General features: G+C 58.7%; 26 protein-coding genes, 1 tRNA gene and 1 pseudogene. 13 read left to right on the top strand and 15 right to left on the bottom strand.

The window, feature by feature from the left end; genetic code table 11:
* Nucleotides 1–233: 233 nt before the first annotated feature.
* The 7 genes from DY251_RS02550 to DY251_RS02520 form a co-directional block, all read right to left on the bottom strand.
* Nucleotides 234–485, bottom strand: coding sequence for a hypothetical protein (locus DY251_RS02550; protein WP_116622244.1), 252 nt, complete (start codon nucleotides 483–485; stop codon nucleotides 234–236).
* Nucleotides 486–917 carry a hypothetical protein gene (locus tag DY251_RS02545; protein WP_116622243.1) on the bottom strand — a complete coding sequence of 144 codons (432 nt, stop codon included), beginning with the start codon at nucleotides 915–917 and terminating at the stop codon, nucleotides 486–488.
* Nucleotides 914–1,156 carry a hypothetical protein gene (locus tag DY251_RS02540; RefSeq protein WP_116622242.1) on the bottom strand — a complete coding sequence of 81 codons (243 nt, stop codon included), beginning with the start codon at nucleotides 1,154–1,156 and terminating at the stop codon, nucleotides 914–916. The genes DY251_RS02545 and DY251_RS02540 overlap by 4 nt, the downstream gene beginning before the upstream one ends.
* The gene (locus DY251_RS02535; protein ID WP_116622241.1) at nucleotides 1,153–1,350 is read right to left on the bottom strand and encodes a hypothetical protein; all 198 of its coding nucleotides are present in this window, start codon (nucleotides 1,348–1,350) and stop codon (nucleotides 1,153–1,155) included. The genes DY251_RS02540 and DY251_RS02535 overlap by 4 nt, the downstream gene beginning before the upstream one ends.
* Before the next feature lie 190 nt (nucleotides 1,351–1,540).
* Nucleotides 1,541–1,873: a DUF3768 domain-containing protein gene (locus tag DY251_RS02530; RefSeq protein ID WP_116622240.1), complete on the bottom strand. Its 333-nt coding sequence runs from the start codon at nucleotides 1,871–1,873 to the stop codon at nucleotides 1,541–1,543.
* A complete protein-coding gene (locus DY251_RS02525) occupies nucleotides 1,870–2,121 on the bottom strand; it encodes a hypothetical protein (protein WP_116622239.1) in 252 nt (83 codons plus the stop codon). Before DY251_RS02525 ends, DY251_RS02530 begins: the two co-directional genes overlap by 4 nt.
* Before the next feature lie 258 nt (nucleotides 2,122–2,379).
* Nucleotides 2,380–3,045: a hypothetical protein gene (locus tag DY251_RS02520; RefSeq protein WP_116622238.1), complete on the bottom strand. Its 666-nt coding sequence runs from the start codon at nucleotides 3,043–3,045 to the stop codon at nucleotides 2,380–2,382.
* A 272-nt stretch (nucleotides 3,046–3,317) separates the two neighbouring features.
* Here DY251_RS02520 and DY251_RS21225 point away from each other — a divergent pair, with 272 nt between their 5' ends.
* Nucleotides 3,318–3,659, top strand: a complete 342-nt coding sequence (locus DY251_RS21225; RefSeq protein ID WP_147307412.1) for a hypothetical protein — start codon at nucleotides 3,318–3,320, stop codon at nucleotides 3,657–3,659.
* A pseudogene (locus DY251_RS21720) lies at nucleotides 3,652–4,605 on the top strand (recombinase family protein); the annotation flags it as partial. The gene DY251_RS21225 and the pseudogene DY251_RS21720, both read left to right, overlap by 8 nt.
* 559 nt (nucleotides 4,606–5,164) lie before the next feature.
* Here DY251_RS21720 and DY251_RS02505 read toward each other — a convergent pair.
* Both DY251_RS02505 and DY251_RS02500 read right to left on the bottom strand, forming a co-directional pair.
* Nucleotides 5,165–5,241: transfer RNA gene (locus tag DY251_RS02505), tRNA-Arg, on the bottom strand.
* Nucleotides 5,242–5,364: 123 nt separating this feature from the next.
* Nucleotides 5,365–6,852, bottom strand: a complete 1,488-nt coding sequence (locus tag DY251_RS02500) for a sensor histidine kinase (RefSeq protein ID WP_116622236.1) — start codon at nucleotides 6,850–6,852, stop codon at nucleotides 5,365–5,367.
* A 274-nt stretch (nucleotides 6,853–7,126) separates the two neighbouring features.
* On the opposite strand from DY251_RS02500, the gene rpmH reads away from it, so the two are divergent.
* The 5 genes from rpmH (at nucleotide 7,127) to argB (ending at nucleotide 11,100) form a co-directional block, all read left to right on the top strand.
* Entirely contained in the window at nucleotides 7,127–7,261 is a 135-nt protein-coding gene (gene rpmH / locus DY251_RS02495; RefSeq protein ID WP_116622235.1) for a 50S ribosomal protein L34, read from the top strand.
* A gap of 21 nt (nucleotides 7,262–7,282) precedes the next feature.
* Nucleotides 7,283–7,618 carry a ribonuclease P protein component gene (gene rnpA / locus DY251_RS02490; protein ID WP_116622234.1) on the top strand — a complete coding sequence of 112 codons (336 nt, stop codon included), beginning with the start codon at nucleotides 7,283–7,285 and terminating at the stop codon, nucleotides 7,616–7,618.
* Nucleotides 7,619–7,639: 21 nt separating this feature from the next.
* Nucleotides 7,640–9,448, top strand: coding sequence for a membrane protein insertase YidC (gene yidC / locus DY251_RS02485; RefSeq protein WP_116622233.1), 1,809 nt, complete (start codon nucleotides 7,640–7,642; stop codon nucleotides 9,446–9,448).
* A gap of 65 nt (nucleotides 9,449–9,513) precedes the next feature.
* Nucleotides 9,514–10,167, top strand: coding sequence for a ribosome biogenesis GTP-binding protein YihA/YsxC (yihA, locus tag DY251_RS02480; RefSeq protein ID WP_425373265.1), 654 nt, complete (start codon nucleotides 9,514–9,516; stop codon nucleotides 10,165–10,167).
* A gap of 36 nt (nucleotides 10,168–10,203) precedes the next feature.
* Nucleotides 10,204–11,100, top strand: coding sequence for an acetylglutamate kinase (gene argB, locus DY251_RS02475; RefSeq protein ID WP_116622231.1), 897 nt, complete (start codon nucleotides 10,204–10,206; stop codon nucleotides 11,098–11,100).
* Nucleotides 11,101–11,367: 267 nt separating this feature from the next.
* Here the strand turns inward: argB and DY251_RS02470 are convergent, their stop codons facing one another.
* On the bottom strand, nucleotides 11,368–12,273 hold the full coding sequence (locus tag DY251_RS02470; RefSeq protein WP_116622230.1) for a DMT family transporter: 906 nt from the start codon (nucleotides 12,271–12,273) through the stop codon (nucleotides 11,368–11,370).
* 134 nt (nucleotides 12,274–12,407) lie between these two features.
* On the opposite strand from DY251_RS02470, the gene DY251_RS02465 reads away from it, so the two are divergent.
* Nucleotides 12,408–13,118, top strand: coding sequence for a pyrimidine 5'-nucleotidase (locus DY251_RS02465; RefSeq protein ID WP_116622229.1), 711 nt, complete (start codon nucleotides 12,408–12,410; stop codon nucleotides 13,116–13,118).
* Here DY251_RS02465 and DY251_RS02460 read toward each other — a convergent pair.
* Nucleotides 13,100–13,942 carry an LOG family protein gene (locus tag DY251_RS02460; RefSeq protein ID WP_116622228.1) on the bottom strand — a complete coding sequence of 281 codons (843 nt, stop codon included), beginning with the start codon at nucleotides 13,940–13,942 and terminating at the stop codon, nucleotides 13,100–13,102. The two genes, DY251_RS02465 and DY251_RS02460, sit on opposite strands and share 19 nt — an antisense overlap.
* Nucleotides 13,943–14,080: 138 nt before the next feature.
* Between DY251_RS02460 and dapD the strand changes: the two genes are divergently transcribed.
* The 4 genes from dapD to DY251_RS02440 are packed head-to-tail and all read left to right on the top strand — an operon-like array spanning nucleotide 14,081 to nucleotide 17,136.
* Nucleotides 14,081–14,935: a 2,3,4,5-tetrahydropyridine-2,6-dicarboxylate N-succinyltransferase gene (dapD, locus tag DY251_RS02455; protein ID WP_116622227.1), complete on the top strand. Its 855-nt coding sequence runs from the start codon at nucleotides 14,081–14,083 to the stop codon at nucleotides 14,933–14,935.
* Nucleotides 14,932–15,324, top strand: a complete 393-nt coding sequence (locus DY251_RS02450; protein ID WP_116622226.1) for a DUF805 domain-containing protein — start codon at nucleotides 14,932–14,934, stop codon at nucleotides 15,322–15,324. Before dapD ends, DY251_RS02450 begins: the two co-directional genes overlap by 4 nt.
* A gap of 32 nt (nucleotides 15,325–15,356) precedes the next feature.
* Nucleotides 15,357–16,544 carry a succinyl-diaminopimelate desuccinylase gene (gene dapE / locus DY251_RS02445; RefSeq protein ID WP_116622225.1) on the top strand — a complete coding sequence of 396 codons (1,188 nt, stop codon included), beginning with the start codon at nucleotides 15,357–15,359 and terminating at the stop codon, nucleotides 16,542–16,544.
* 1 nt (nucleotide 16,545) lies between these two features.
* Entirely contained in the window at nucleotides 16,546–17,136 is a 591-nt protein-coding gene (locus DY251_RS02440; protein ID WP_116622224.1) for a transporter, read from the top strand.
* Between the two features lie 38 nt (nucleotides 17,137–17,174).
* Here the strand turns inward: DY251_RS02440 and truA are convergent, their stop codons facing one another.
* From truA to def, 4 genes are read right to left on the bottom strand one after another with little or no spacing between them, the layout of a single operon-like run.
* Entirely contained in the window at nucleotides 17,175–17,918 is a 744-nt protein-coding gene (gene truA, locus DY251_RS02435) for a tRNA pseudouridine(38-40) synthase TruA (RefSeq protein ID WP_116622223.1), read from the bottom strand.
* A gap of 3 nt (nucleotides 17,919–17,921) precedes the next feature.
* Complete coding sequence (locus DY251_RS02430; protein ID WP_116622222.1) at nucleotides 17,922–18,431, bottom strand: GNAT family N-acetyltransferase; 510 nt, start codon at nucleotides 18,429–18,431, stop codon at nucleotides 17,922–17,924.
* The gene (gene fmt, locus DY251_RS02425; protein WP_116622221.1) at nucleotides 18,428–19,351 is read right to left on the bottom strand and encodes a methionyl-tRNA formyltransferase; all 924 of its coding nucleotides are present in this window, start codon (nucleotides 19,349–19,351) and stop codon (nucleotides 18,428–18,430) included. The genes DY251_RS02430 and fmt overlap by 4 nt, the downstream gene beginning before the upstream one ends.
* Before the next feature lie 10 nt (nucleotides 19,352–19,361).
* A complete protein-coding gene (def, locus tag DY251_RS02420; protein WP_116622220.1) occupies nucleotides 19,362–19,883 on the bottom strand; it encodes a peptide deformylase in 522 nt (173 codons plus the stop codon).
* Between the two features lie 102 nt (nucleotides 19,884–19,985).
* Here def and DY251_RS02415 point away from each other — a divergent pair, with 102 nt between their 5' ends.
* Nucleotides 19,986–21,230, top strand: a complete 1,245-nt coding sequence (locus DY251_RS02415) for a DNA recombination protein RmuC (protein ID WP_116622219.1) — start codon at nucleotides 19,986–19,988, stop codon at nucleotides 21,228–21,230.
* Nucleotides 21,231–21,331: the final 101 nt, after the last annotated feature.

Here is a 21,331-nt window from a genome sequence, read left to right as displayed (position 1 = left end):
CCGCCGCTCACCGCTTTGGGGAAAGGTTCACATGGCTCAATTCTCAGTGGAAATTAGACGCCTACCCGGCTCACTTCTGGGTGGAAATCAACAGTAAGATTGAATGATTGTACGAAACTTTTCAGGAGTGCTTCGAGGCGATTCCATTGTGGGGTGACACCGCAAGTTCGGGGTTTCCGGTTCACGCTGGCGTATGAGGCATTGAACCTTGATGAGCCGCTTTGGCGGTGCGCTCACGGTTCAACCCCGTACAGTTTTGCGAGGGCTGCCTGCCGCCTTATCATTTCGGAGGACAGGGCTTCGAAGGTGTATTCCGCATCGGCGATGCGGTCGAAGATTTCCGCGCAGACCAGCAGGGAAGCGATGGAATAGCATTGCATGGCGTTCATAGGCACGATGCGGGCCGCCTTGGTTCGCGCATCGTTGGCCGCGTTCCGGAATGTCTCGGCGCTCATATGGTCGGGGAGGTCGGGGGTTGCGCGCAACTAGCCGGTCCTCCCCTCGTCCCAGGCTTGTATGATTTCCGCGCAATGATCGCGGAGGACGCGCCACTTCACGAGATTTTCCGGTGGGCCGGTATAGTGGGCGATGATGTCCACATACTCGGCATGGCGATGGCGAACCTCCACGATTGCTTCGTCCGAAGTGGCCGTGTGGAGCCACCATCGGCGAAGTTCTCGCAGCCTGACACTTGCGAGAACATCTGCTTCGAAAAACGCAATTGGCCGTAGGCTGTAGTCCTCCTTCAAGGCTTCGCGGTAGGCATGGTCGGCTTCCGCGATGGCGACACGAAGGTCCTGCAATCTCTCAAAGCGCGACATCGCAGGGTGATCCACGAGGGGTGCATCGATTGCAGCCTTGAGCCGCCTTGTCGCTGCCGACAGGCGGGCTGCTCGCTTGACCGGATCGGAGGTCATCGCGCCGCCTCGATCATCGCCCGGACATCTACGCGTGGGAAGGTCGAATGGATTTCATAGGCCCATGAGCAGACGAGGAAAGCGTTCGGATCGTCCGGATCAAATCCGTAGTCGATCTCTGCGATCCGGTCGGGCGACATATGCAGCACATAGAAGAGCATGTGGAACTGCTCTTCCCATGCATCCGCGTCCTTATTTGAGAACAGGTCGCGCCTAGGGACGGGTTCGCCGCCGATCATAGGCCGCTCCGATAGGTTTTTTCACGCATTCGCTGGATTGCGCGCCGGTCGCGGTAAGAATCGAAGTTGGCGATGCTACCCCGCCGCCCGCTGTAGAGAACGCGCCAGATGCATTCGAACGTATCGATCACCGCCAGCGCGATGTGCAGCGGCACGGGTTTGGCATTGTCATTGGCGGCATTTCGAACAGGCATTTCCCCTCCGCAGGGTCGCAAAGACGGGTTCGCCGCAGACATCTGCGGCGCTCGCGGTATTCAAAAATGAGAAGGTCCGGTGAGTGTACGCGAAACGGGCGAAATGTGAATCCCCTATTTCCTGAAAACGCCGAAACGCTTCCCCTCAAAAGAGGGAAAGCGTCATCGGGTTTTGACCGGAGCGGCCCCATCAATACTCGCTTGCGAGCATGATGGTGAGGACGCGGCATGTCTTCGCCGGATCGGCGGGGTCTTCGCTGCCGCCCGTCAGGTCGCGATTGTAGTAATCGACCTTCCAGAAGATTTTGCCGGGACCGGCAACGTCGATACTCCCGAAATCATGTTCGCCGTAGGGATCGTTGTCCGGCGTGAAGGCGTCGAAGCGCTGGACTCTTTCCATGACCTCGGAGCGCATTGCATCCGGGAGTGCCGCGATGCCTTCGGTGATGACCACCTTCCCCGTGAGGAAGGTGGTCCGAAGCAGATCGTTCATCTTCGCGATGCGGACATTGGCGGGGCTCATCGTGCGCCTCCCTCGTCGTCGGTGGGTACGAGGAACAGCACGCCCTGGCGCTGTGTCAGCTCTATCGGGATAAGGTCGAGGGTGAGGATGCCGCCTGACTTCCCGTTCCGGCGCGGCCACACGGCCCCGATTTCCTTGGGCCTGCCCAGCATATCCTTGCCGTCTTCGTCCTGTCCGGTGATGCGGGCGAAACTGACCCGGTAGAGAGGACGCTCTGTTTGCCTGGTTTTCATGGTCTTTCCTTTCATTCATGGGCTGGACCATCCAGCCGATGCGCGGAACAGACCGATCGAAAGAGAGGACGTGCATGGACAACACGGGAGGTGCGCAGCGCCGAATGGAGCGGGCCGGACATTGCTCGGCTGAACGCGAACGGTAAGCGCAATCGGGTAAGGCTGGAGGGAGCCTGCCCGTATGGAAGGCTGATGAAAATCAGGCTTGCGAAAGCCTTCCGGATCAGGAGTGCCTGTTGCCGGGAACGTGGCAGGAGATGATTGGACGGTGCGTTAGTCGTCGCCGCCGGAGGCCGGTGGGATGGAAGAAGTGCGATCCCGGAGCCTTTTTCGAAGACGTTTGCGCGCCTCGACGATCAGGACCTCGTAACCCGCGATGAGCGAGCGATGACTGTCTCGGCTGACATGCCGCATGGCGCGGAGTTTGACGATCTGCCGTTGGCAGACATTGATGTAGTGGCGCTCATGCCAGAGGTCGGCATCGCGGGGCGGACGGTTGAGCGGTCCTGTCATGCGAAGGGCCGTGCGGATTTCATGATAAAGGGCGTCCGATGTCATTTCATGGTTCTCGGCGCGGAAGATCATTTCGGCGACATGGTAACGCACAGATTCATCCGATGCGCCGCGCAGGCGGTCCGACTGGTCCCCAATGCGTTGCGCGGTCTTGCTGAAAGGAAAGTTTGCGCGAAGCTCGACGGAACTGTTGGCCCATTCGGCATAATCGGCCGGGTCGGGAAAGAAGCGGATTTCCAGCAGTCGCTTTCGGATCAGGTCATAGATATTGTAAACCGTGCCGGAGGCGCGCGAGGGTTTGCCTCTGTAAGACAGTTTTTCCAACGCTTCCTTCGCGGACATGCCCTCGGCGAAGCTGCGCATGATTTTCTCGATCTGATAATCGGAAAGCTTCTGTGAGGCCAGATAGCGCCCCTGCTTTGCCATCGCACACTCCGCCGCCGATTCTGATTTGCGATATTGAACCAGCGGTGCGTTGAGATTTTTATAATGTTTGCTTGCGTTTAGCAGCCTGCCTGTTGGGGCTCCCAGATTTTTTGCTGGGAATGAACTGCCCCGCAGTCCCTTGAAATACTGAACATATCCGCGTTGTACTACCGCAGTAGAGAACAAAGTGTAGGAATATACTCCTTGTTTGTTCTTGTTGTGTTCTATATACTTTTCGGACTTGGAAACGACCGGAAAGAAAGGAGGTCAGCATGAGCAAGTTCGATGAAACCGGCCTCCCGGAGGCCATGGAAAACGGCGCATCCGTGGGTGTGGCTGGCATCCTGCCCGCGCCACGCCTCGATCCGTCCGACTATCTGGAGGATATGAGCGAATTCGATTTCAGTGAGGCCCAGAAACAAGAGCTTCTGGAAACGCTGTGGTCGATCATGGGATCGTTTGCCCGCATGGGCTTTAATGTCGATCTCTGTGGGCTGATTTTCGAGGGATTCAACGAAGCCTCCGCGCCCCGTCCCGCGCATGATATCTTGACTACCTCAACCGATATGGAGACGCCATCGAACGACGCGGCGCGGGAGGCATTGCATGAATGAACGGGACCTGAAACCGGCGGTGATCTACTGCCGCGTTAGCGAGGAAAAAGGCGGCAAGCGCGGGGACTCCCTGCGCTCGCAGGAAACGGCCTGCCGCGAATATGCGCGCTTTGCGAATTTCGAGGTCCACGAGGTTTTCACCGACAGCATGACCGGCGGCGCAACCAACCGTCCCGGCATGAGCGCGATGGTCAAATTTCTGAAGAAGCATCGCGGGATGGGGTACAGCGTCATCATCGACGCCATCGACCGTTTTGCGCGCGATATTCGCGGACATTGGGATTTGCGCGATCTTCTGCGCGAAGCGGGCGGCAGGCTTGTCAGTCCGAAGATGGAATTCAAGGACGATGCGGACTCCATGATGGTGGAGAATATCCACGCGACCTTCGCCCAGCATTTCCGCCAGAAGAATGCCGAACAGACGACGCGGCGCATGCGCGCCCGCGTGATGAACGGCTATTGGCCATTCCAGGCTCCGGTCGGCTATGAATTTCATTCCGTGAAAGATCGCGGACGGATGCTCCGCCGCGCCGAACCTGCCGCATCAATCGTGCAGGAAGCGCTCGAAGGCTATGTCTCAGGCAGATTCGACACGCAGGCCGATGTGATGAGGTTCCTGCAAGACCATCCGCTGTTTCCGAAAGATGCCAGCGGGATCGTGCGCAACCAGCGTGTTTCGATCATGCTCCGCAATCCCGTCTATGCGGGATATATCGAAGTGCCGAAATGGGACATCCCTCTTCGCGAAGGCCAGCATGAAGGTCTGATTTCCTACGAGACGTTCCGGCGCATCCAGGACAAGATCGAAGGAAAGACCACTGCGCCGCGCAGGCGCAATCTCAACGAGGATTTTCCGCTGCGCGGTTATGTGCTGTGCGCGGATTGCGGAACGCCACTCACTGCCTGCTGGTCGAAAGGCCGAACGGGACGCCATCCCTACTATCTTTGCCCGAAGCGTGGCTGCGATAGTTACGGTAAATCGATCCGCCGGGACAGAATCGAAGGCGACTTCGATTCCCTGCTTCACACGGTCCAGCCCAATGACAAGCTGTTCACGGTGGCCGAGCGTATGCTTCGCAAATGGTGGGACCACCTTCTTGCCAACGCCGGGGATCAGAAGAAGGCGCTGGCGGTCCAGCTTGCAAAGGTCGAGCGCGACGTGGACAAGCTGCTTGAGCGGATTTTGGATGTAAGCGAACCGCGCGTGCTCGCCGCGTTCGAAGAGCGGGTCCGCAAGCTCGAAGATGAAAAGGTCATTATCCGGGAGCGGATGGGAAAAGGCTCGCGTCCGGCCAGCAGTTACGACGAAACAGTTAGAACCGCGCTCGAATTCCTCGCAAACCCTTGGAATCTCTGGCGTTCCGAGCGCTTCGAAGAGCGGCGTATCGTCCTGAAATTGATGTTCGGGGAGAGGCTTCGCTATGCACGAAATGAGGGTTTTAGAACCCCGGAATTATCCTTACCGTTCAAGGTCTTAGGTGCTTTAAAAAGTGGTGAAAACGAGATGGCGCGCCCGAAGAGATTCGAACTCCTGACCCCCAGATTCGTAGTCTGGTGCTCTATCCAGCTGAGCTACGGGCGCGCAATGCCTAAATCGGCAAGTCCGCAGGTCGATTCCGACCGCGAATGCGCTGCTAACTAGCGAGGCTCCCGCAGAAATGCAAGCCGCAAGCCAAAGTTTTTCTAATGCTGTGGAACGGCAAGCTTACGCTGGTCGCCTTATGCCCCGTCGCGCGTCTTCCAGTCGGATAGGCTGATCCGGTATCGCGACCGCGAAAACCGTGCGTCCGCCTACGCTTTCGACCAATTCCAGCGTGCCGCCATGCGCCCTCACCAATTCCTGCGCGACAGCAAGACCAAGGCCCGTTCCGCCGCTGCGCGCCGATCCCCTGAATGCCGTAAATAGGTTTTCGCGCGCTTTTTGCGGAAGACCCGGCCCCGTATCTTCCACCAGCACCCGACTCACAGACCCGTGCCGTTCCGCCGTTAGCGTCAGCCTGCGCACCACTGCATTATCGCGATCCGACAGCATCGCCTCGATTGCGTTGCGACAAAGATTTGTCAAAACGCGGAAAAGCTGCTCGGAATCGGCGTCGATTTCAAAAGCAGGGTCAATCGCATTGACGAAAGTGATGTCGCTGTTTGCGGGCACGCCCAGAAGCTCGTGAACCTCCTCAACCAACTGGCGCAGCCTCACCCTGCGGCGCGACGGCGGAGCCTCCTGCGTTTTGCCATAGGCCAGCACGCCCTCCGAATACGCCACTGCCCGGTCGAGCGCGCGCAGCAGCTTCGGTGCAAAGGCCTGCACGCCCGGATCTTTCACCTGCCGCAAGCGATCTGACATGAGTTGGGCCGACGCCAGAATATTGCGCATGTCGTGATTGATCTTGGACACCGCCAGCCCAAGGTCGGCCAGGTGCTTCTGCTCGCCCAGCACCTTGTGCAAGCGCTCCTGCATGGCCGAAAGCTCGCGCTCGGCAACGCCGATTTCGTCTTCGCGCGGCACCGGGCGAATAATTCTGCCGGGGTCGTCTGGAGCTTCTGCAAACCGCAGCATCGAGCGCGTCATACCGCGGATCGGGCGGATCATCATCCGGTCGATCAGCGCATACACCAGCCCGGCTGTGATCAATGTTATGAGCAGCGAAACGCCCACAACGTTGCGCGCATAGGTCAGCATTGCTACCCGCAAGCCGCGATCGGACATAACAATTTCGTAGCCGCGATTGCTTTCTCCCACCGGCCCGAACACACGCAAGATGCGACGATCTTCGGAAAACAGGGTGCTCATCGCGGCGCGTATCGCGCCCAGCTGACTGGTGTTCGCAAGATCGACATGCTCATCGACATCGGCGGGCATCTTTGTCGATGCCAGCAGTCGCGATGCCTCACCGTCGCGCATGGCTATTGCTTTGACACCGATGGATTTCAACACGTCATCCTGCACGCCTTGCGGCAGGTTGGCCGGGTCCACCTCCATCAGCAGCGTCGACATGGCCGCTGCTGTGTGCAGACGATCATCCAGCCAGCGCAGGCGAAAATTCGCGACCGAGGGCAGGAATATCAAGACCTCTACCAGCAGCACGCACGCCACCGTTATGAGCAGCAGCTTAATGGAAAGGCCCCGCGCCCGCGACACGGCAAGCTCGCTTTGAACCTTCGCTTCCTGATTGACCGTCTCGGCCTCGCTCATAGCCCCTAAGCCCGGCTCCTGTTGCCGACGTCAGCGACGTCGAAAGCCCCTCACCGCAAAGAATAGTGCAGCGGCGCGAAAAAGCAAAGTTCCTGCGGTTTTCTCTTCAAAGGGCAATGAAGCTGTTCGGTTGACTTGGAGGCGCGAGACACCTATAAGCCGCGCACGCTCGGGCTAGCCTCCCGGCGCATATTTTGTTGCGCCAGAGGGCTACGAGCCAGCTCCTGTTCACGAACAGAACCAAGAAGGGCCGCACACCGCGGTATTAAAATAAATGAAGCGCACTTACCAACCCTCCAAGCTCGTCCGCAAGCGTCGTCATGGATTCCGCTCGCGTATGGCAACCAAGAGTGGCCGTCAGGTCGTAGCGGCTCGCCGCAACCGCGGTCGCGCGCGCCTGTCCGCTTAAGGCGGCTGGGCACGGCCTAACATGGCCGATAACAAGCCTTATTGGCGTCTTCGCAAGCGTGCGGAGTTCTTGAAGGTTCGGCACGGACAAAAACGTGGCGGGCCGCTTTTCCTTATGGAAATGCTCGCACGCGGAGATGACGAAGCCGCCCGTATCGGCTTCACGGTTTCGAAGAAGAATGGCAATGCCGTTCAGCGAAACCGCATTCGCAGGCGGCTAAAAGAAGCCGTGCGCGTTCATGCCGCCGCTGACATGGCGGCAGGCAATGACTATGTGATCGTCGCACGCAAGGATGTGATTGCGGCGCCGTTTGAAACGATCAAGGCCGAGCTTTCGCGGCGGCTACGCCGCAAATAGTCGACGACCCAAGGGCTTCTCATGGAAAATAACCGCAACTTCTTCATCACCATCGCCTTGTCGGTGCTGATCCTGACGCTGTGGCAGGTCTTCTACATGAACCCGCGCATCGAGCATCAGCGCCAGCAGCAGCAGGTCGAAGCCGAGCGCACGCAGGCGCAGCAGCAGACTGCTCAGCCGAGCAAGGATATTCCCACCACAGCAGCGCAAGGCGCTATTCCGGGCGGCGCCACTGGTGCAGGTGCCGCAGCCGATGCAAACCGCGCACAAACGCTGGCTACCTCTGGAACGCGCATTCCTATTGATACACCGAGCCTTTCCGGCTCCATCAATCTGACCGGCGGTCGCCTGGACGATCTGGAACTCAAGCACTATCGCGAGACCGTTGAGCCGAATTCACCCAATATCGAGCTGCTTAATCCGCAAACATTGCCGAACGGCTATTTCGCGGAAATCGGTTATACCGGCGGCAGCGACGTGGGCTCCCTGCCCGGCCCGGAAACGGTGTGGACCGCAGAAGGCACCTCGCTCACGCCGGCAACCCCGCTGACGCTGACCTATGTCAACGACAAGGGCCTCACCTTCAAGCGCACGATTTCGGTCGACGCCGAATACATGTTCACCGTCACAGACACGGTCACGAACGCGTCCGGCCAGCCGGTAACGCTGTCGGGCTATGGCCGCGTGACGCGCTTCGACAAGCCGAACCACGCTTCGATCTACGTTCTGCATGAGGGCCTTATCGGCGTAACCGGCGAGGAAGGCCTGCAGCAGATCACATATAAAAAGATGGAAGACGAAAAGCAGGTGAAGCCCGGCAAGTCCAGCGATGGCTGGCTCGGCATCACTGACAAATACTGGGCGGTTGCTCTCGTGCCGTCGGGCAAGCAGCCTTTCCAGCCAACTTTCTCGCACTTCGATGATGGGCGTCCGCGTTTCCAGGCAGACTTCCTGACCGATGGTTTCACCGTCGCACCGGGCGATTCTGCAACGGTGGAAAACCTGATTTTTGCCGGCGCGAAGGAAGTCGACACAATCAATGCTTACGAGAAGGACCGCAGCATTCGTCAGTTCAACCTGATGATCGATTGGGGCTTCTTCTATTTCATCACCAAACCGATGTTCCAGCTGATCGACTTCCTGTACAAGGTGCTGGGCAATTTCGGTCTCGCCATTCTGGCCACCACGGTCATCGTCAAGGCGATCTTCTTCCCGCTCGCCAACAAGTCCTACAAGTCGATGGCGAAGATGAAGGTCGTGCAGCCGAAGATGCTTGAAATCCGCGAGAAATATGCGGACGACAAGATGAAGCAGCAGCAGGCCATGATGGAACTGTACAAGACCGAGAAGATCAATCCGCTCGCGGGTTGCTGGCCGGTGCTGGTGCAGATTCCGGTGTTCTTTGCGCTGTACAAGGTGCTCTACATCACCATCGAAATGCGTCACGCGCCGTTCTATGGGTGGATTCACGACCTTGCCGCGCCGGACCCGACATCGCTGTTCAACCTGTTCGGCTTGCTGCCGTTCTCGGTCCCGGCTTTCCTGATGATCGGCGTCTGGCCGCTCATCATGGGCGTCACCATGTTCCTGCAAATGCGCATGAACCCGACCCCGCCGGACCCCGCGCAGGCCATGATCTTCAACTGGATGCCGGTGATCTTCACCTTCATGCTGGCGTCGTTCCCAGCCGGGCTGGTCATCTACTGGGCGTGGAACAACTTCCTGTCGATCGTGCAGCAGGGCGTCATTATGAAGCGTCAAGGCGCGAAGATCGAGTTGTGGGATAACCTCATTGGTCTGTTCCGCAAGAAGCCATCACCAGCCGAATAATTTCCGGCTGTCCAAAGGCCGCTGCGAGGCAGCGGCCTTTTTTCATTCAAGCGGGAGCGCATATTGTGAGCAACGAAGCTGCCAGCGCGCAAAGCTATTTCGGTCAGCCTTGGGTTTTTATCCGGGGCGTACCTGACATGCATTTCCTGCCCCCGGAAGGCCCTGCCGAAATCGCCTTTGCCGGTCGCTCCAATGTTGGCAAATCTTCGCTTATCAACGCACTCATCGGCCAAAAGGGTCTGGCGCGCACCTCAAACACGCCGGGCCGCACGCAGGAGCTGAACTATTTCGTTCCCGATGGCTATTCCGGCGAGGCTGGCGATTTGCCGCCGCTGGCGTTGGTGGATATGCCCGGCTACGGATATGCCAAGGCTCCGAAGGAGCAGGTCGATAAATGGACACGGCTGGTTTTCGACTATCTGCGTGGCCGCGCCACGCTCAAGCGCGTCTATGTGCTGATCGACGCGCGCCACGGCATCAAGGCCAATGATGAAGAGGTTTTGTCCCTGCTCGACAAGGCTGCTGTATCGTACCAGATCGTGCTGACCAAGACCGACAAGATCAAGGCCGCGGGCATTCCCCGCCTGATCGAAGAAACAGCCGCGCGCATAAAGAAGCGTCCAGCCGCCTACCCTCACATCCTTGACACATCTTCGGAGAAGAATGTGGGCATGGAAGAACTGCGCGAGGCGATTGCCGCCGCAGTCGAAGGACGCTAGACGAGACGCCGAACGCTGCCATTGAATGGACTTACGATGACCGCTGACATACCGAACACCGCCGAAGCGCAAGCCGCCCTGCTCTCCCGCGCCCTGCCCTACATGCAGCGATACGAGAACAAGACGGTTGTGGTGAAATATGGCGGGCATGCAATGGGCGACAACACGCTCGGCAAAGCTTTTGCGCGCGACATCGCGCTCTTGAAGCAATCCGGTGTGAACCCCATCGTTGTACATGGCGGCGGGCCGCAGATCGGCGCGATGCTCACCCGCATGGGCATTGAATCGAAGTTTGAAGGCGGCCTTCGCGTTACAGATCAAAAGACGGTCGAGATTGTCGAGATGGTGCTCGCTGGCTCGATCAACAAGGAGATCGTTGCGCTCATCAATGCCGAGGGTGAATGGGCCATTGGCCTCTGCGGCAAGGATGGAAACATGGTCTTTGCCGAAAAGGCCAAGAAGACCATGATCGACCCGGATTCGAACATCGAAAAGGTTCTGGATCTCGGTTTTGTTGGCGAACCCGTCGAGGTTGACCGCACGCTGCTAGATCTGCTCGCGCGGTCCGAGATGATCCCGGTTCTCGCGCCGGTCGCGCCGGGCCGCGATGGTCACACCTACAACATCAATGCAGACACCTTCGCAGGTGCGATCGCTGGCGCGCTTAACGCGACGCGCCTGCTGTTCCTCACCGATGTTCCGGGCGTGCTGGATAAGGACAAGAAACTCATCGACGAGTTGACTGTCGCGCAGGCGAAAGCGCTCATCAAGGATGGCACGATCTCCGGCGGCATGATTCCCAAGGTCGAAACCTGCATCGAGGCAATCGAACGCGGCGTCGAGGGTGTTGTCATTCTGAACGGCAAGACCGCCCATTCCGTGCTGCTGGAGCTTTTCACAGAACACGGCGCCGGCACGCTCATCGTGCCGTAACAAACGAACTCAGCGTTGCCCTTCATCGGCAGCAGCGACCCTCCCAACCTACCGCACCGCCGACCTATCAAGTCAGACGTTATCCTCGGGCTTGTTCCGAGGATCTACCTCCGTTCAATCAAATAAGTGATTGCAAAAAAATCCTGATCTGCCCCAGATCCTCGGGACAAGCCCGAGGATGACGGGTGGGGAACGGCGCAGGGTGCCGGCAGGCGGATGAGGGGTAGTCAACTCTTCAGCAGCGCAAACCCCACCACCCAACCACCCTCACGCGTTCGACAGCAGCAGCAGAATTCCGCTCACGATCAGCAGGCAGCCCGCAATTTCCATCGCATTGATCTTTTCTTTGAACACAAAGACCGAAGTCGCAAAGGTAAAGATCAGCTCGATCTGTCCGAGCGCGCGCACATAGGCGACTGGCTGCATGGCCATCGCCGTGAACCAGCACGCGGATCCCACGACGCTCGCCAGCCCAACCACGGAGGACGACCGCCAAGCGCGTTTCACACGCCCGAACTCGGTCGGATCACGCAGCGCGATCCAAATAACCATGATGATGGTCTGCAAGGTTGTTGCCACGGCGAGCGCAAGCGCCGCCTGCATCATCCGGTCATCGCCGCCGAGCGATAGCGCGGCTGAGCGGTACGCGACTGCGGAAATGCCGAACAGCGCGCCGGATAATATCCCCGTAAGCGCCGTTTTTCCGAACAGTGCCGATGCCAGGCTGCGCCACGACAACGGGGTGCGCGCGACGGAAATCAGCATCACGCCGATCACGCCGACAATGATCGCCCAAACCGCTCCCGAGGTCAGCCGTTCGCCGAGGATCACAAATCCGAATAGCGCGGCCTGCACTGGCTCGGTTTTGGAATAAGCCGTACCCACCGCGAAATTGCGCAGCGTGAACATGTGCACCAGCACGATTGTCGCTGCAATTTGTGCCACACCGCCCACCAGCGCCCAGAATGGAAATTGATAGGACATTTCCGGTATTGGCTTGCCGAGCAGAAAATGCAGGCCCAACACATATAAAATCGCCACAGGAAAGCCGAATCCGAACCTCACGAAGCTTGCGCCCATGGTTCCAAGCGAACCCTGCAATTTCTTTTGCGCTGCGGTGCGCAGATTTTGCAGAAACGCGGCGGTTATGGTGATGGGTATCCAGAGTTCCATGGCATTCACGGGCAAGATTGGAGCATGGGCCTAGCCATCCATCATGCGCTTGGCAACCAGCCCACGCATGCCACATACATCAAAGCGTCATGCCAACTCTTCAATCTGCTGCAAACTTGGCCTAATCATCGATCATGACAATAAAACCTGATCCCGCCAGATTCGCCCACATCACCGATTGGGTGTTCGACCTCGACAACACGCTATATCCGCACCACTCGAATCTCTTTTCGCAGATCGATGTGAAGATGACGGGCTACGTGTCGGAGCTTCTCAGCATATCGCGCGAAGAGGCGCGCAAGCTGCAGAAGGAACTCTACAAGGAATACGGCACGACGCTGAACGGCCTCATGGTGCGCCACAACATCAACCCCGACGATTTTCTGGAGAAGGTCCACGATATTGATTACTCGTGGCTGGTGCCCGATCCTGTGCTCGGCGCGGCGATCCATCAGCTGCCGGGCCGCAAGTTCATCCTAACCAATGGCGACCGCCGCCATGCTGAACGCACCGCGCGTCAACTCGGGATCCTCGATCACTTCGACGACATTTTCGATATTGTCGCAGCTGACATGTCGCCCAAGCCCGCGCGCGAAACCTACGACAAATTCGTGCAGCTTCACCGCATCAACGGCGCGAACGCGGTCATGTTCGAAGATCTTGCGCGCAATTTGCAACAGCCGAAGGCTATGGGCATGACCACCGTTCTGATCGTGCCGCACAATTTCGAACCGACATTCTCGGAAATCTGGGAGCGCGATCCTGCCTTTGAAGATGACGTGGATTTCGTCACCGACGATCTCGGATCTTTCCTCAATGCGATTGTTCAAGCACCCAGATCGTAGAACTTGCCGATTATGCCCCAAGCCTCATCAGCGGTATCGGCGTAATCGATAATGTCCTGATCGCCGGGCGAGATGGTTCCCTGCTCGGCCAGATAGTCGAGATCGAATGCGTGCTGCCAGAACTCCTTGCCGAAAAGGATCACCGGCACGCGTTCCATGCGCCCGGTCTGGATCAGCGTCAGCGTTTCGAAAAACTCGTCCAGCGTGCCGAACCCGCCTGGAAACACCGCGACTGCTTTCGCGCGCATCACGAAGTGCATTTTGCGAATAGCGAAATAGTGGAAGTTGAAGCACAAATCGGGCGTCACATAGATGTTCGGCGCCTGCTCATGCGGCAGCACGATATTCAGCCCGATCGAAGGCGCACCAACATCCGCCGCTCCGCGATTACCTGCCTCCATCACGCCGGGACCGCCGCCCGTCACCACCACGAATTCACGGTAGTAAGACTCAGCCGAATGCTTTGAGCAAAGCTGTGCAAACAACCGCGCTTCCTCGTAATATTTCGAGTTTTTCAGCAGGTTTTCGCGCTGCGTTTCATTCTTTGCGGCCCAGGCGTCGCCGCCCGGCTCAGGCAGGCGCGCGCCGCCGAACATCACCACCGTTGAGCGAATGCCGCGCTCGGCCAGCGTCAGTTCCGGCTTCAGCAACTCCAGTTGCAGCCGCACAGGGCGCAATTCCCGCCGCGTCATGAACTCTTCGTCGGTCCATGCCAGCTTGTATGTCGGCGAACGGGTTTGCGGCGTATCCGGCACGCTTTTGGCGCGCTCCAGATCCTCATCCGAATGCGGCAGAGGTGTCCAGCCGGCCTTATCCTGATTCATTCACAATTCCTCAAATTCACACTGCGGCATCCTGTGCCGCACACGCGATTGACCCACCGATGTGCTTGACATAGGGTCCGCCGCGCTTTCCAACCCACTGTCGCGAACAGCCCTTAACACCGCGTAACGGAGCAATCCATGCCGAAACACGATCTTGCCGCACTCGAAGCAACCATCGAGAAGGCATTCGATGATCGCGAGGCGATTTCCACCTCCACACGCGGCGAAGTGCGCGAAGCCGTTGAGGCCTCGCTGAACCTGCTCGACAAAGGTACGACGCGCGTGGCCGAACGCCAGAGCGACGGCCAGTGGAAGGTCAACCAATGGCTCAAAAAGGCGGTGCTCCTCTCCTTCCGCCTCACGCCGATGGGCATGATCAAGGGCGGACCCGGCGAATCGGCATGGTGGGACAAGGTGCCCTCCAAATTCGACGGCTGGGGGTCGATGGAGTTTGAAAAGGCGGGCTTTCGCTCGGTTCCAAACTGCATCGTGCGCCGCTCGGCATACATCGCGCCGGGTGTGGTGCTAATGCCGTCCTTCGTCAATCTCGGTGCTTATGTCGACACCGGAACGATGGTTGACACATGGGTCACAGTCGGCTCCTGCGCGCAGATCGGCAAGAATGTTCACCTCTCCGGCGGCGTCGGCATCGGCGGCTTGCTGGAACCCATGCAGGCTGGTCCGACCATCATCGAAGACAATTGCTTTATCGGCGCGCGCTCGGAAGTCGTGGAGGGCTGCATCGTGCGCGAAGGCTCCGTGCTCGGCATGGGCGTTTTCATCGGCAAATCCACGAAGATCGTGGACCGCGCGACCGGCGACGTATTCTACGGCGAAGTGCCGCCGCATTCCGTCGTCGTGGCGGGAACCATGCCCGGCGCGGCGCTGCCAAACGGCAATCCGGGCCCAAGCCTGTACTGCGCCGTAATCGTCAAGCGTGTTGACGAAAAGACCCGTTCCAAGACCTCGATCAACGAATTGCTGCGCGATTGAAAACCCGGATCGACTATATCTGGCTGTTCCTGAAGCCGGCGGGCAGGCTCTCCCGCCTGCCCTATTTTCTTGCGACCATGTTGATCTCGGTGCTCGCCAGCCTTCTGGTCTATCGCCACGTGCTCGCTTACATGCCCGCCGACGCAGTCGATCCATGGCAGACACCACCCGGCCTCGAGCAACTCATCACTGTTCTGTTCATCGCGACGCTTTGGCCAATGATCGCGCTGACATCGAAGCGATTGCAGGATATTGGCAAGCCGCCGATCATGTCCGTCGCCATCGCGTTGCCGGTGATTTCGGTCGTCGCCTATATCGTCCTGAGTCTGTATCCCGGAACGGGTGGACCAAACAAATATGGCTCCGTGCGCGATATGCCGCCTAGGTGACAGCGCAGCCGCTTTCTACTATCGCTTTGCGCATGAAACTGCCAACCGATCCCATCGAAAACCTTGCAACGCTCATCCGTTGCCCCTCCGTTACACCAGCCGAAGGCGGCGCGCTGACGGCCCTTCAAGCTATGCTCGCGCCTATGGGCTTTGCGTCGGATCGTCCGGTTTTCTCCGAAGACGGCACGCCGGATGTTGAAAACCTCTACGCTCGCCTTTCCGGCAACGGGCCGCATCTCATGTTCGCCGGCCACACCGACGTTGTGCCGGTTGGCGACGAAGCCGAGTGGACGCATCCACCCTTCTCCGCCGCCATCGCCAACGGCCAGATGTATGGCCGTGGCACGGTCGATATGAAGGGCGGCATTGCCTGCTTCGTCGCGGCTGTCGCGCGCCATATTGAAAAGAACGGCAAGCTGAAAGGTTCTGTTTCGCTCGTTATCACTGGCGATGAAGAAGGCCCCTCGATCAATGGCACCGACAAATTGCTGAAATGGGCTGTGGATCGCGGCGAAACCTGGGATGCGGCAATTGTGGGCGAACCCAGCAACCCGGATGCGATAGGCGACATGATCAAGATCGGCCGTCGCGGCTCGATCTCCGGTACCATCACCATACATGGTGTCCAGGGGCACTCCGCCTATCCTCACCTCGCGGACAATCCGTTGCGCAGTCTGGTCAGCCTGCTGGATGCGCTGCTGGTGCCGCCACTCGATGCAGGAACACGGGATTTCCAGCCGAGCAATCTGGAACCCACAACCATTGATGTAGGCAATCCGACGGTGAACGTTACGCCTAGCAAGGCGACCGCATCCTTCAACATTCGCTTCAACGATACGTGGACCGCCGAAAGCCTGCAGGCTGAAATTCACAACAGGCTGGACCGCGCTGCGCGCCGCACAAAATATCGCAAGGGCCGCAAAGAACCGGTTTCGTTCGACGTCGTCTGGCGTGATCGGCCAAGCCACGTTTTCCTCACGCGTGACGACAGACTCGTCAACACGCTTACCAAGTCAGTCGAATCCGTTGTTGGCAGACGCCCTGCTCTCTCGACCTCCGGCGGCACATCCGACGCCCGTTTCATCAAGGATTATTGCCCCGTCGTCGAGTTTGGATTGGTGGGCAAGACAATGCACATGGTGGATGAGCGCGTCGATATTGCCGATCTTGAAACCCTCACGCAGATCTATGAGCGTTTTCTTGTGGATTGGTTTGGATAAAATGCCGGAAGCTGGTGTTGTGCAGAGCGCGCTGTCAGGTGCGGCGCGCATGATGTTCGGAAAGCCGGATGGGCTGCGCCGTATGGACCTATCCATCGACGGCTTCTGGGATTCCTTCATCGCAATTCCGTTGGCCGCACCACCGCTTCTTGTCGGCTGGATCGCGTCAACGAGCGATTACCTTGCCAAGCCCGGCGCGAGTGGTTCCCAGCTATCAGTCGTCGCGGCCAACGGCGTGGTCGAACTGGCCGCGTGGATTGTTCCGATTCTGTTGCTTGGATTGATCGCGCGACCGGCCGGTATTGCCGACCGCTTCGTTCCCTATGTCGTCGCGACCAATTGGGCGTCGGTTATCATCGCCTGGTACATGCTGCCAATCTCTCTGCTGCGGTTGTTTACGCCCGAATCACATGACCTTATCGCCTCATTGTCGCTGGTGGCCTTTATTGCGACCATGGTGCTTATCTGGCGGCTAACCAATGGCGCAATCGGCAAGGGCGCAGCAGTGAGCACCGCAGTTTTCACAGCTATGTTGGTTGCGTCCATCGCGACGGTTTATTTGTTCGCCTGGCTGCTCGGCATCGACGCTTAATTTTTGCGACCCCTCATCCGTAAAAATCGCCGCCCCTTCTAATAATCGACGTGCACCAGATACAGCCCTTCGGGCGGAGCGATGCCCGCGCACGCCGCGCGGTCGCGTGCATCAAGTGCGGCCTTCACTCCATCCACAGGCCAGCCGCCTTCGCCAACACGCTTCAGAGAACCCACCATCGAGCGCACCTGATTGTGCAGGAACGCGCGCGCCGACGCATGCACCTCTATCGCCTCGCCGGTGCGGATCACATCCAACCTGTCGAGCGTACGAAGCGGGCTATTCGCCTGACATTGCGTAGAACGAAACGTCGTGAAATCGTGCTTCCCAAGCAAAGGCTGCGCCGCTTCGTGCATGGCTTCTGCATCCAGCATTTTCGGCACCCACCAAACCTTGCCGGCGTCCAATGCCGGGGGCGAGCGGCGGTTCAATATCCGGTAGATATAATGACGTGCCTTCGCAGAAAACCGGGCATCGAAACCCGCATCCACCGCTAGCGCCGCAATGATTGAAATGCGCTCGCCGCTTAATCGCAAATGCGCGTTTATCGCATCGCGCACCTTGTCGGCTTTCCATTCCCGCGTCAGGTCGATATGCGCGACCTGCCCCGTAGCATGCACCCCTGCATCCGTGCGCCCCGCGCCGCGCAGCGCGCCATCGTCGCCTGAAAACGCGAGAACGGCCTGCTCAATTGCCGCCTGAATCGTGTGATGCCCGGTCTGCCTTTGCCACCCGGCATAGGCAGAGCCGTCATACTCGATGTCCAGCCGGTACCGATACACTTGTCAGGCTGCGAGCTGCGTGCGGAACGGCCCGGCATAGGCCAGTTCCCCGCTTTCGGGCGCATCGCCCCAAGCAAGCGCCTGCAACGCGTCACATTGATAATCGCTCGCAAAGCCTGCCGCGCGAGCATGCGTATAGCCAAAACGGCCATAATATTCCGGATCGCCCAGCACGACGGAAAGCGTTTCACCAGCGGTCTTCAACCGTAGATGCGCCTCGCGCACCAACGCCCCGCCAATGCCCGTGCCATGAAATGATGGCTCAACCGCCAGCGGAGCCAACGCGACGGCAGGCGTGCGCGCACCGTCCTTTTCCACATAGAGTCGCGAAAAGAGAATGTGCCCGACCACAGCGCCGTCTTCTTCCGCCACCAGTTCCAACACCACATCGGCGCTGTTCACAAGCGCGTCGACAAGCCCCGCTTCGGTGGATTGCCCGAAAGCGTGTTCTTCGACGTGACGAATGGCTGCGCGGTCGCGCTGTGTGGCCATGCGAATAGACATCATGCTCATTGGAGTTTCATTCCTTTTTTCAATTGTGCGCCACGCAGGAATTCCTGCGCGGGCATCGGTTTTCCTCCAGCTTTTTGAACTTCGACAAGGCGCACAGCGCCGCGTCCACACGCAACCGTCAAATCGTCATCAAGCAGCATGCCCGGCTCGCCCGAACCCTCCGCCTGTGTCGAGCGCAGCACCTTGACCCGTTCGGCCTTCGCGCCCGCTTCGTACCAGGCGCCGGGAAAAGACGACAAGCCACGAATGTGGTTATGAACCTCAGCCGCCGGGTTCGACCATTGGATGCGCGTCTCACCTTTTTCGATTTTGCTGGCGTACAGCACCCCGTCCTGAGCCTGCGGCGTCAGCGCCAGCGCACCATCTTCAAGCTTGGAAAGTGCGCGCACCATCAACTCCGCGCCCACCGTCATCAGCTGGTCATGCAGCTCGCCTGCCGTCATGTCCGCGCCGATCTGGACACGTTCGCTCAGCGCGACGGGACCGGTATCCAACCCACGATCCATCTTCATGATCATCATGCCGGTTTCTTTATCGCCCGCCATGATTGCGCGCTGTATTGGCGCTGCACCGCGCCACCGCGGAAGCAGCGAAGCATGACCATTGTAGCAGCCAAGTCGCGTTCCGTTGAGGATCGGCTCCGGCAGCAGCAATCCATAGGCAACAACGACCGCCACATCGGCCGCCAATGCTCGAAACGCGTTCTGCGCGGTAAGGTCTTTCAATGACATCGGCGTGTGAACGGCGAAACCTCGCCGGTCTGCTTCCTGTTGAACCGGCGATGGCACAGTCTCAAGACCGCGCCTCCCCGCGGGTCGCGGCGGTTGAGTATAGACCGCAACGATCTTATGCCCTGCATCTGCTATTGCACGCAGCGTCGGCACGGAAAATTCCGGCGTACCCATGAAGATGACGCGCATGCGCTGTTCCTCAAACCGCCGGAGAGCGGTCCCGGGCGAGCTTCCTGAACTTCTTCACCACCATATCGCGCTTGAGCTTTGAAATATGGTCGATGAAAAGCACGCCGTTGAGATGATCTATCTCGTGCTGCAGGCAGGTCGCCAGAAGGCCGTCGGCATTCAACTCCTGCTCCTTGCCCGCACCATCAATAAAGCGAACGCGCACCGATGCCGGGCGCTCCACCTCGGCATAATAATCGGGTATCGACAGGCAACCTTCCTCATAAACCGATCTCGCATCCGATGATTCGACGACCTCCGGATTGATGAAGACTTGCGGCATCTTCGGCTCGTCCTCTTTCGCGAGGTCGATAACCAGCATACGCAACGGCACGCCGATCTGTATCGCGGCCAAACCGATCCCCGGCGCGTCGTACATCGTCTCGAACATATCCCGCGCCAGCGTCTTGATGCGCGAATCGACAGCGCCCACCGGCTCAGAGGTCTGGCGGAGAATCGGATCGGGCAAAATGATCAGCGGCTTGATCGACATGCGCCTCACCTAAGATGTAGCTCGGCTAGCGTCAACACCTTGAATGCATAAATGTTCATGTTTTGATCTGGTGGATTGTGGCGAATCGGCTATGGTGCAGGAATGAATGAACTCTCGAACGTACTGGCTGAGCCGATCGCCCGGTTTGGCGCCACCGTTGTGACCCTGGGGCAGGCGCTGCTGCTCGGTGCGGCTCTTTTCCTTATATTGCTGGTTGTGCTGGTCGTTGCGCTCTGGCGGTCGGCGCATGCGCGCCGGTTAGCGGCGGCGGAAGCAGCCGATCATACGCGAGAAATGGAAGGCCGCATGGCTAGCATTATGCAGGCGCAAGCGGAAATGCAGGGTCGTTTGGGGACGGTTGCCGATGTTTTTGGCGCGCGGCAGGCCGAACTTACGCAATCGTTGAGCCAGCGACTCGATGCAATGACCGGGCGAATCGGCCAAACGATGGCTGAGCAAACCAGGTCTACGCACGAAAACCTCGCGAAACTTCAGGAGCGATTGGCCGTCATCGACACAGCGCAAAACAATATCCAGTCTCTTGCAGGACAGGTGGTGCAGTTGCAGGCCATTTTGTCGAACAAGCAGACGCGAGGCGCTTTCGGTCAGGCACGGATGGAAGCCATCGTTGCCGATGGGCTTCCCTCTGGTTCGTACCAATTTCAGGCGACGCTGACCAATGGCAACCGTCCCGACTGCCTTGTGACGATGCCAAATGATTCGCCTTCGCTGGTAATTGACGCCAAGTTCCCCCTTGAATCGTGGAATGCAATCCGCGCCGCCGAGGGTACGGATGCTCAGCGCGCCGCAACGCAGTCTTTTCGGCGAGATGTCGAGGTCCACATACGCGATATTTCCGAGAAATATCTGTTGCGCGGCGAGACGCAGGATACGGCCTTCATGTTCGTGCCGTCGGAATCGATTTTCGCCGAGATTCACGAAAACTTTGAAGCGCTGGTGCAGCGCGCGCATCGGGCGCGTATCGTCATCGTGTCCCCATCACTGCTGATGCTCTCCATTCAGGTGATACAGGCGATCCTGAAAGACGCGCGCATGCGCGAGCAGGCGCATCTCATTCAGGGCGAGGTCGTGCGCTTGATGGAGGATGTCGGTCGTCTGGACGAGCGCGTACGCAAACTCCAGACCCATTTCGGCCAAGCGGCGAAGGACATTGACGATATTCTCGTCTCGTCAAACAAGGTCACGAGGCGCGGCCAGAAAATCGAAGCGCTCGAGTTTGCAGCCGAAGGTGAGTTCGCGCAGGAAACTACGGAGCCTAAGGCGTCTCCCCGCACTGTCGAGTCGCCGCAAGGCACCTTGCGGCTGCGCGTTGTCGATGAAGCTTGATCTGTGAGAAATTTCAGCTACGCTTAATATGCCTTGGCGAGGCCGTTTGTGCGGGTTCGAGTTCAAGCAATTGAGAGGATACGACGATGGCTAAAGGTGCG

Source organism: Mesorhizobium denitrificans, assembly GCF_003403035.1.
GTDB classification, from domain to species: domain Bacteria; phylum Pseudomonadota; class Alphaproteobacteria; order Rhizobiales; family Rhizobiaceae; genus Mesorhizobium_G; species Mesorhizobium_G denitrificans.
This window is presented reverse-complemented; position numbering and strand designations above follow the sequence as displayed.

Excerpts from the sequence above, each read along its gene's own strand:
- DY251_RS02465 (WP_116622229.1), top strand. The coding sequence starts at position 12,408 with ATGACAATAAAACCTGATCCCGCCAGATTCGCCCACATCACCGATTGG.
- argB (WP_116622231.1), top strand. The coding sequence starts at position 10,204 with ATGACCGCTGACATACCGAACACCGCCGAAGCGCAAGCCGCCCTGCTC.
- DY251_RS02440 (WP_116622224.1), top strand. The coding sequence starts at position 16,546 with ATGCCGGAAGCTGGTGTTGTGCAGAGCGCGCTGTCAGGTGCGGCGCGC.
- DY251_RS02530 (WP_116622240.1), bottom strand. The coding sequence starts at position 1,873 with ATGAGCCCCGCCAATGTCCGCATCGCGAAGATGAACGATCTGCTTCGG.
- rpmH (WP_116622235.1), top strand. The coding sequence starts at position 7,127 with ATGAAGCGCACTTACCAACCCTCCAAGCTCGTCCGCAAGCGTCGTCAT.
- DY251_RS02415 (WP_116622219.1), top strand. The coding sequence starts at position 19,986 with ATGAATGAACTCTCGAACGTACTGGCTGAGCCGATCGCCCGGTTTGGC.
- DY251_RS02525 (WP_116622239.1), bottom strand. The coding sequence starts at position 2,121 with ATGAAAGGAAAGACCATGAAAACCAGGCAAACAGAGCGTCCTCTCTAC.
- fmt (WP_116622221.1), bottom strand. The coding sequence starts at position 19,351 with ATGCGCGTCATCTTCATGGGTACGCCGGAATTTTCCGTGCCGACGCTG.
- DY251_RS02460 (WP_116622228.1), bottom strand. The coding sequence starts at position 13,942 with ATGAATCAGGATAAGGCCGGCTGGACACCTCTGCCGCATTCGGATGAG.
- rnpA (WP_116622234.1), top strand. The coding sequence starts at position 7,283 with ATGGCCGATAACAAGCCTTATTGGCGTCTTCGCAAGCGTGCGGAGTTC.
- DY251_RS02540 (WP_116622242.1), bottom strand. The coding sequence starts at position 1,156 with ATGATCGGCGGCGAACCCGTCCCTAGGCGCGACCTGTTCTCAAATAAG.
- DY251_RS02535 (WP_116622241.1), bottom strand. The coding sequence starts at position 1,350 with ATGCCTGTTCGAAATGCCGCCAATGACAATGCCAAACCCGTGCCGCTG.
- DY251_RS02500 (WP_116622236.1), bottom strand. The coding sequence starts at position 6,852 with ATGAGCGAGGCCGAGACGGTCAATCAGGAAGCGAAGGTTCAAAGCGAG.
- DY251_RS02520 (WP_116622238.1), bottom strand. The coding sequence starts at position 3,045 with ATGGCAAAGCAGGGGCGCTATCTGGCCTCACAGAAGCTTTCCGATTAT.
- DY251_RS02545 (WP_116622243.1), bottom strand. The coding sequence starts at position 917 with ATGACCTCCGATCCGGTCAAGCGAGCAGCCCGCCTGTCGGCAGCGACA.
- DY251_RS21225 (WP_147307412.1), top strand. The coding sequence starts at position 3,318 with ATGAGCAAGTTCGATGAAACCGGCCTCCCGGAGGCCATGGAAAACGGC.
- dapE (WP_116622225.1), top strand. The coding sequence starts at position 15,357 with ATGAAACTGCCAACCGATCCCATCGAAAACCTTGCAACGCTCATCCGT.
- DY251_RS02470 (WP_116622230.1), bottom strand. The coding sequence starts at position 12,273 with ATGGAACTCTGGATACCCATCACCATAACCGCCGCGTTTCTGCAAAAT.
- yidC (WP_116622233.1), top strand. The coding sequence starts at position 7,640 with ATGGAAAATAACCGCAACTTCTTCATCACCATCGCCTTGTCGGTGCTG.
- dapD (WP_116622227.1), top strand. The coding sequence starts at position 14,081 with ATGCCGAAACACGATCTTGCCGCACTCGAAGCAACCATCGAGAAGGCA.
- DY251_RS02430 (WP_116622222.1), bottom strand. The coding sequence starts at position 18,431 with ATGAGCATGATGTCTATTCGCATGGCCACACAGCGCGACCGCGCAGCC.
- def (WP_116622220.1), bottom strand. The coding sequence starts at position 19,883 with ATGTCGATCAAGCCGCTGATCATTTTGCCCGATCCGATTCTCCGCCAG.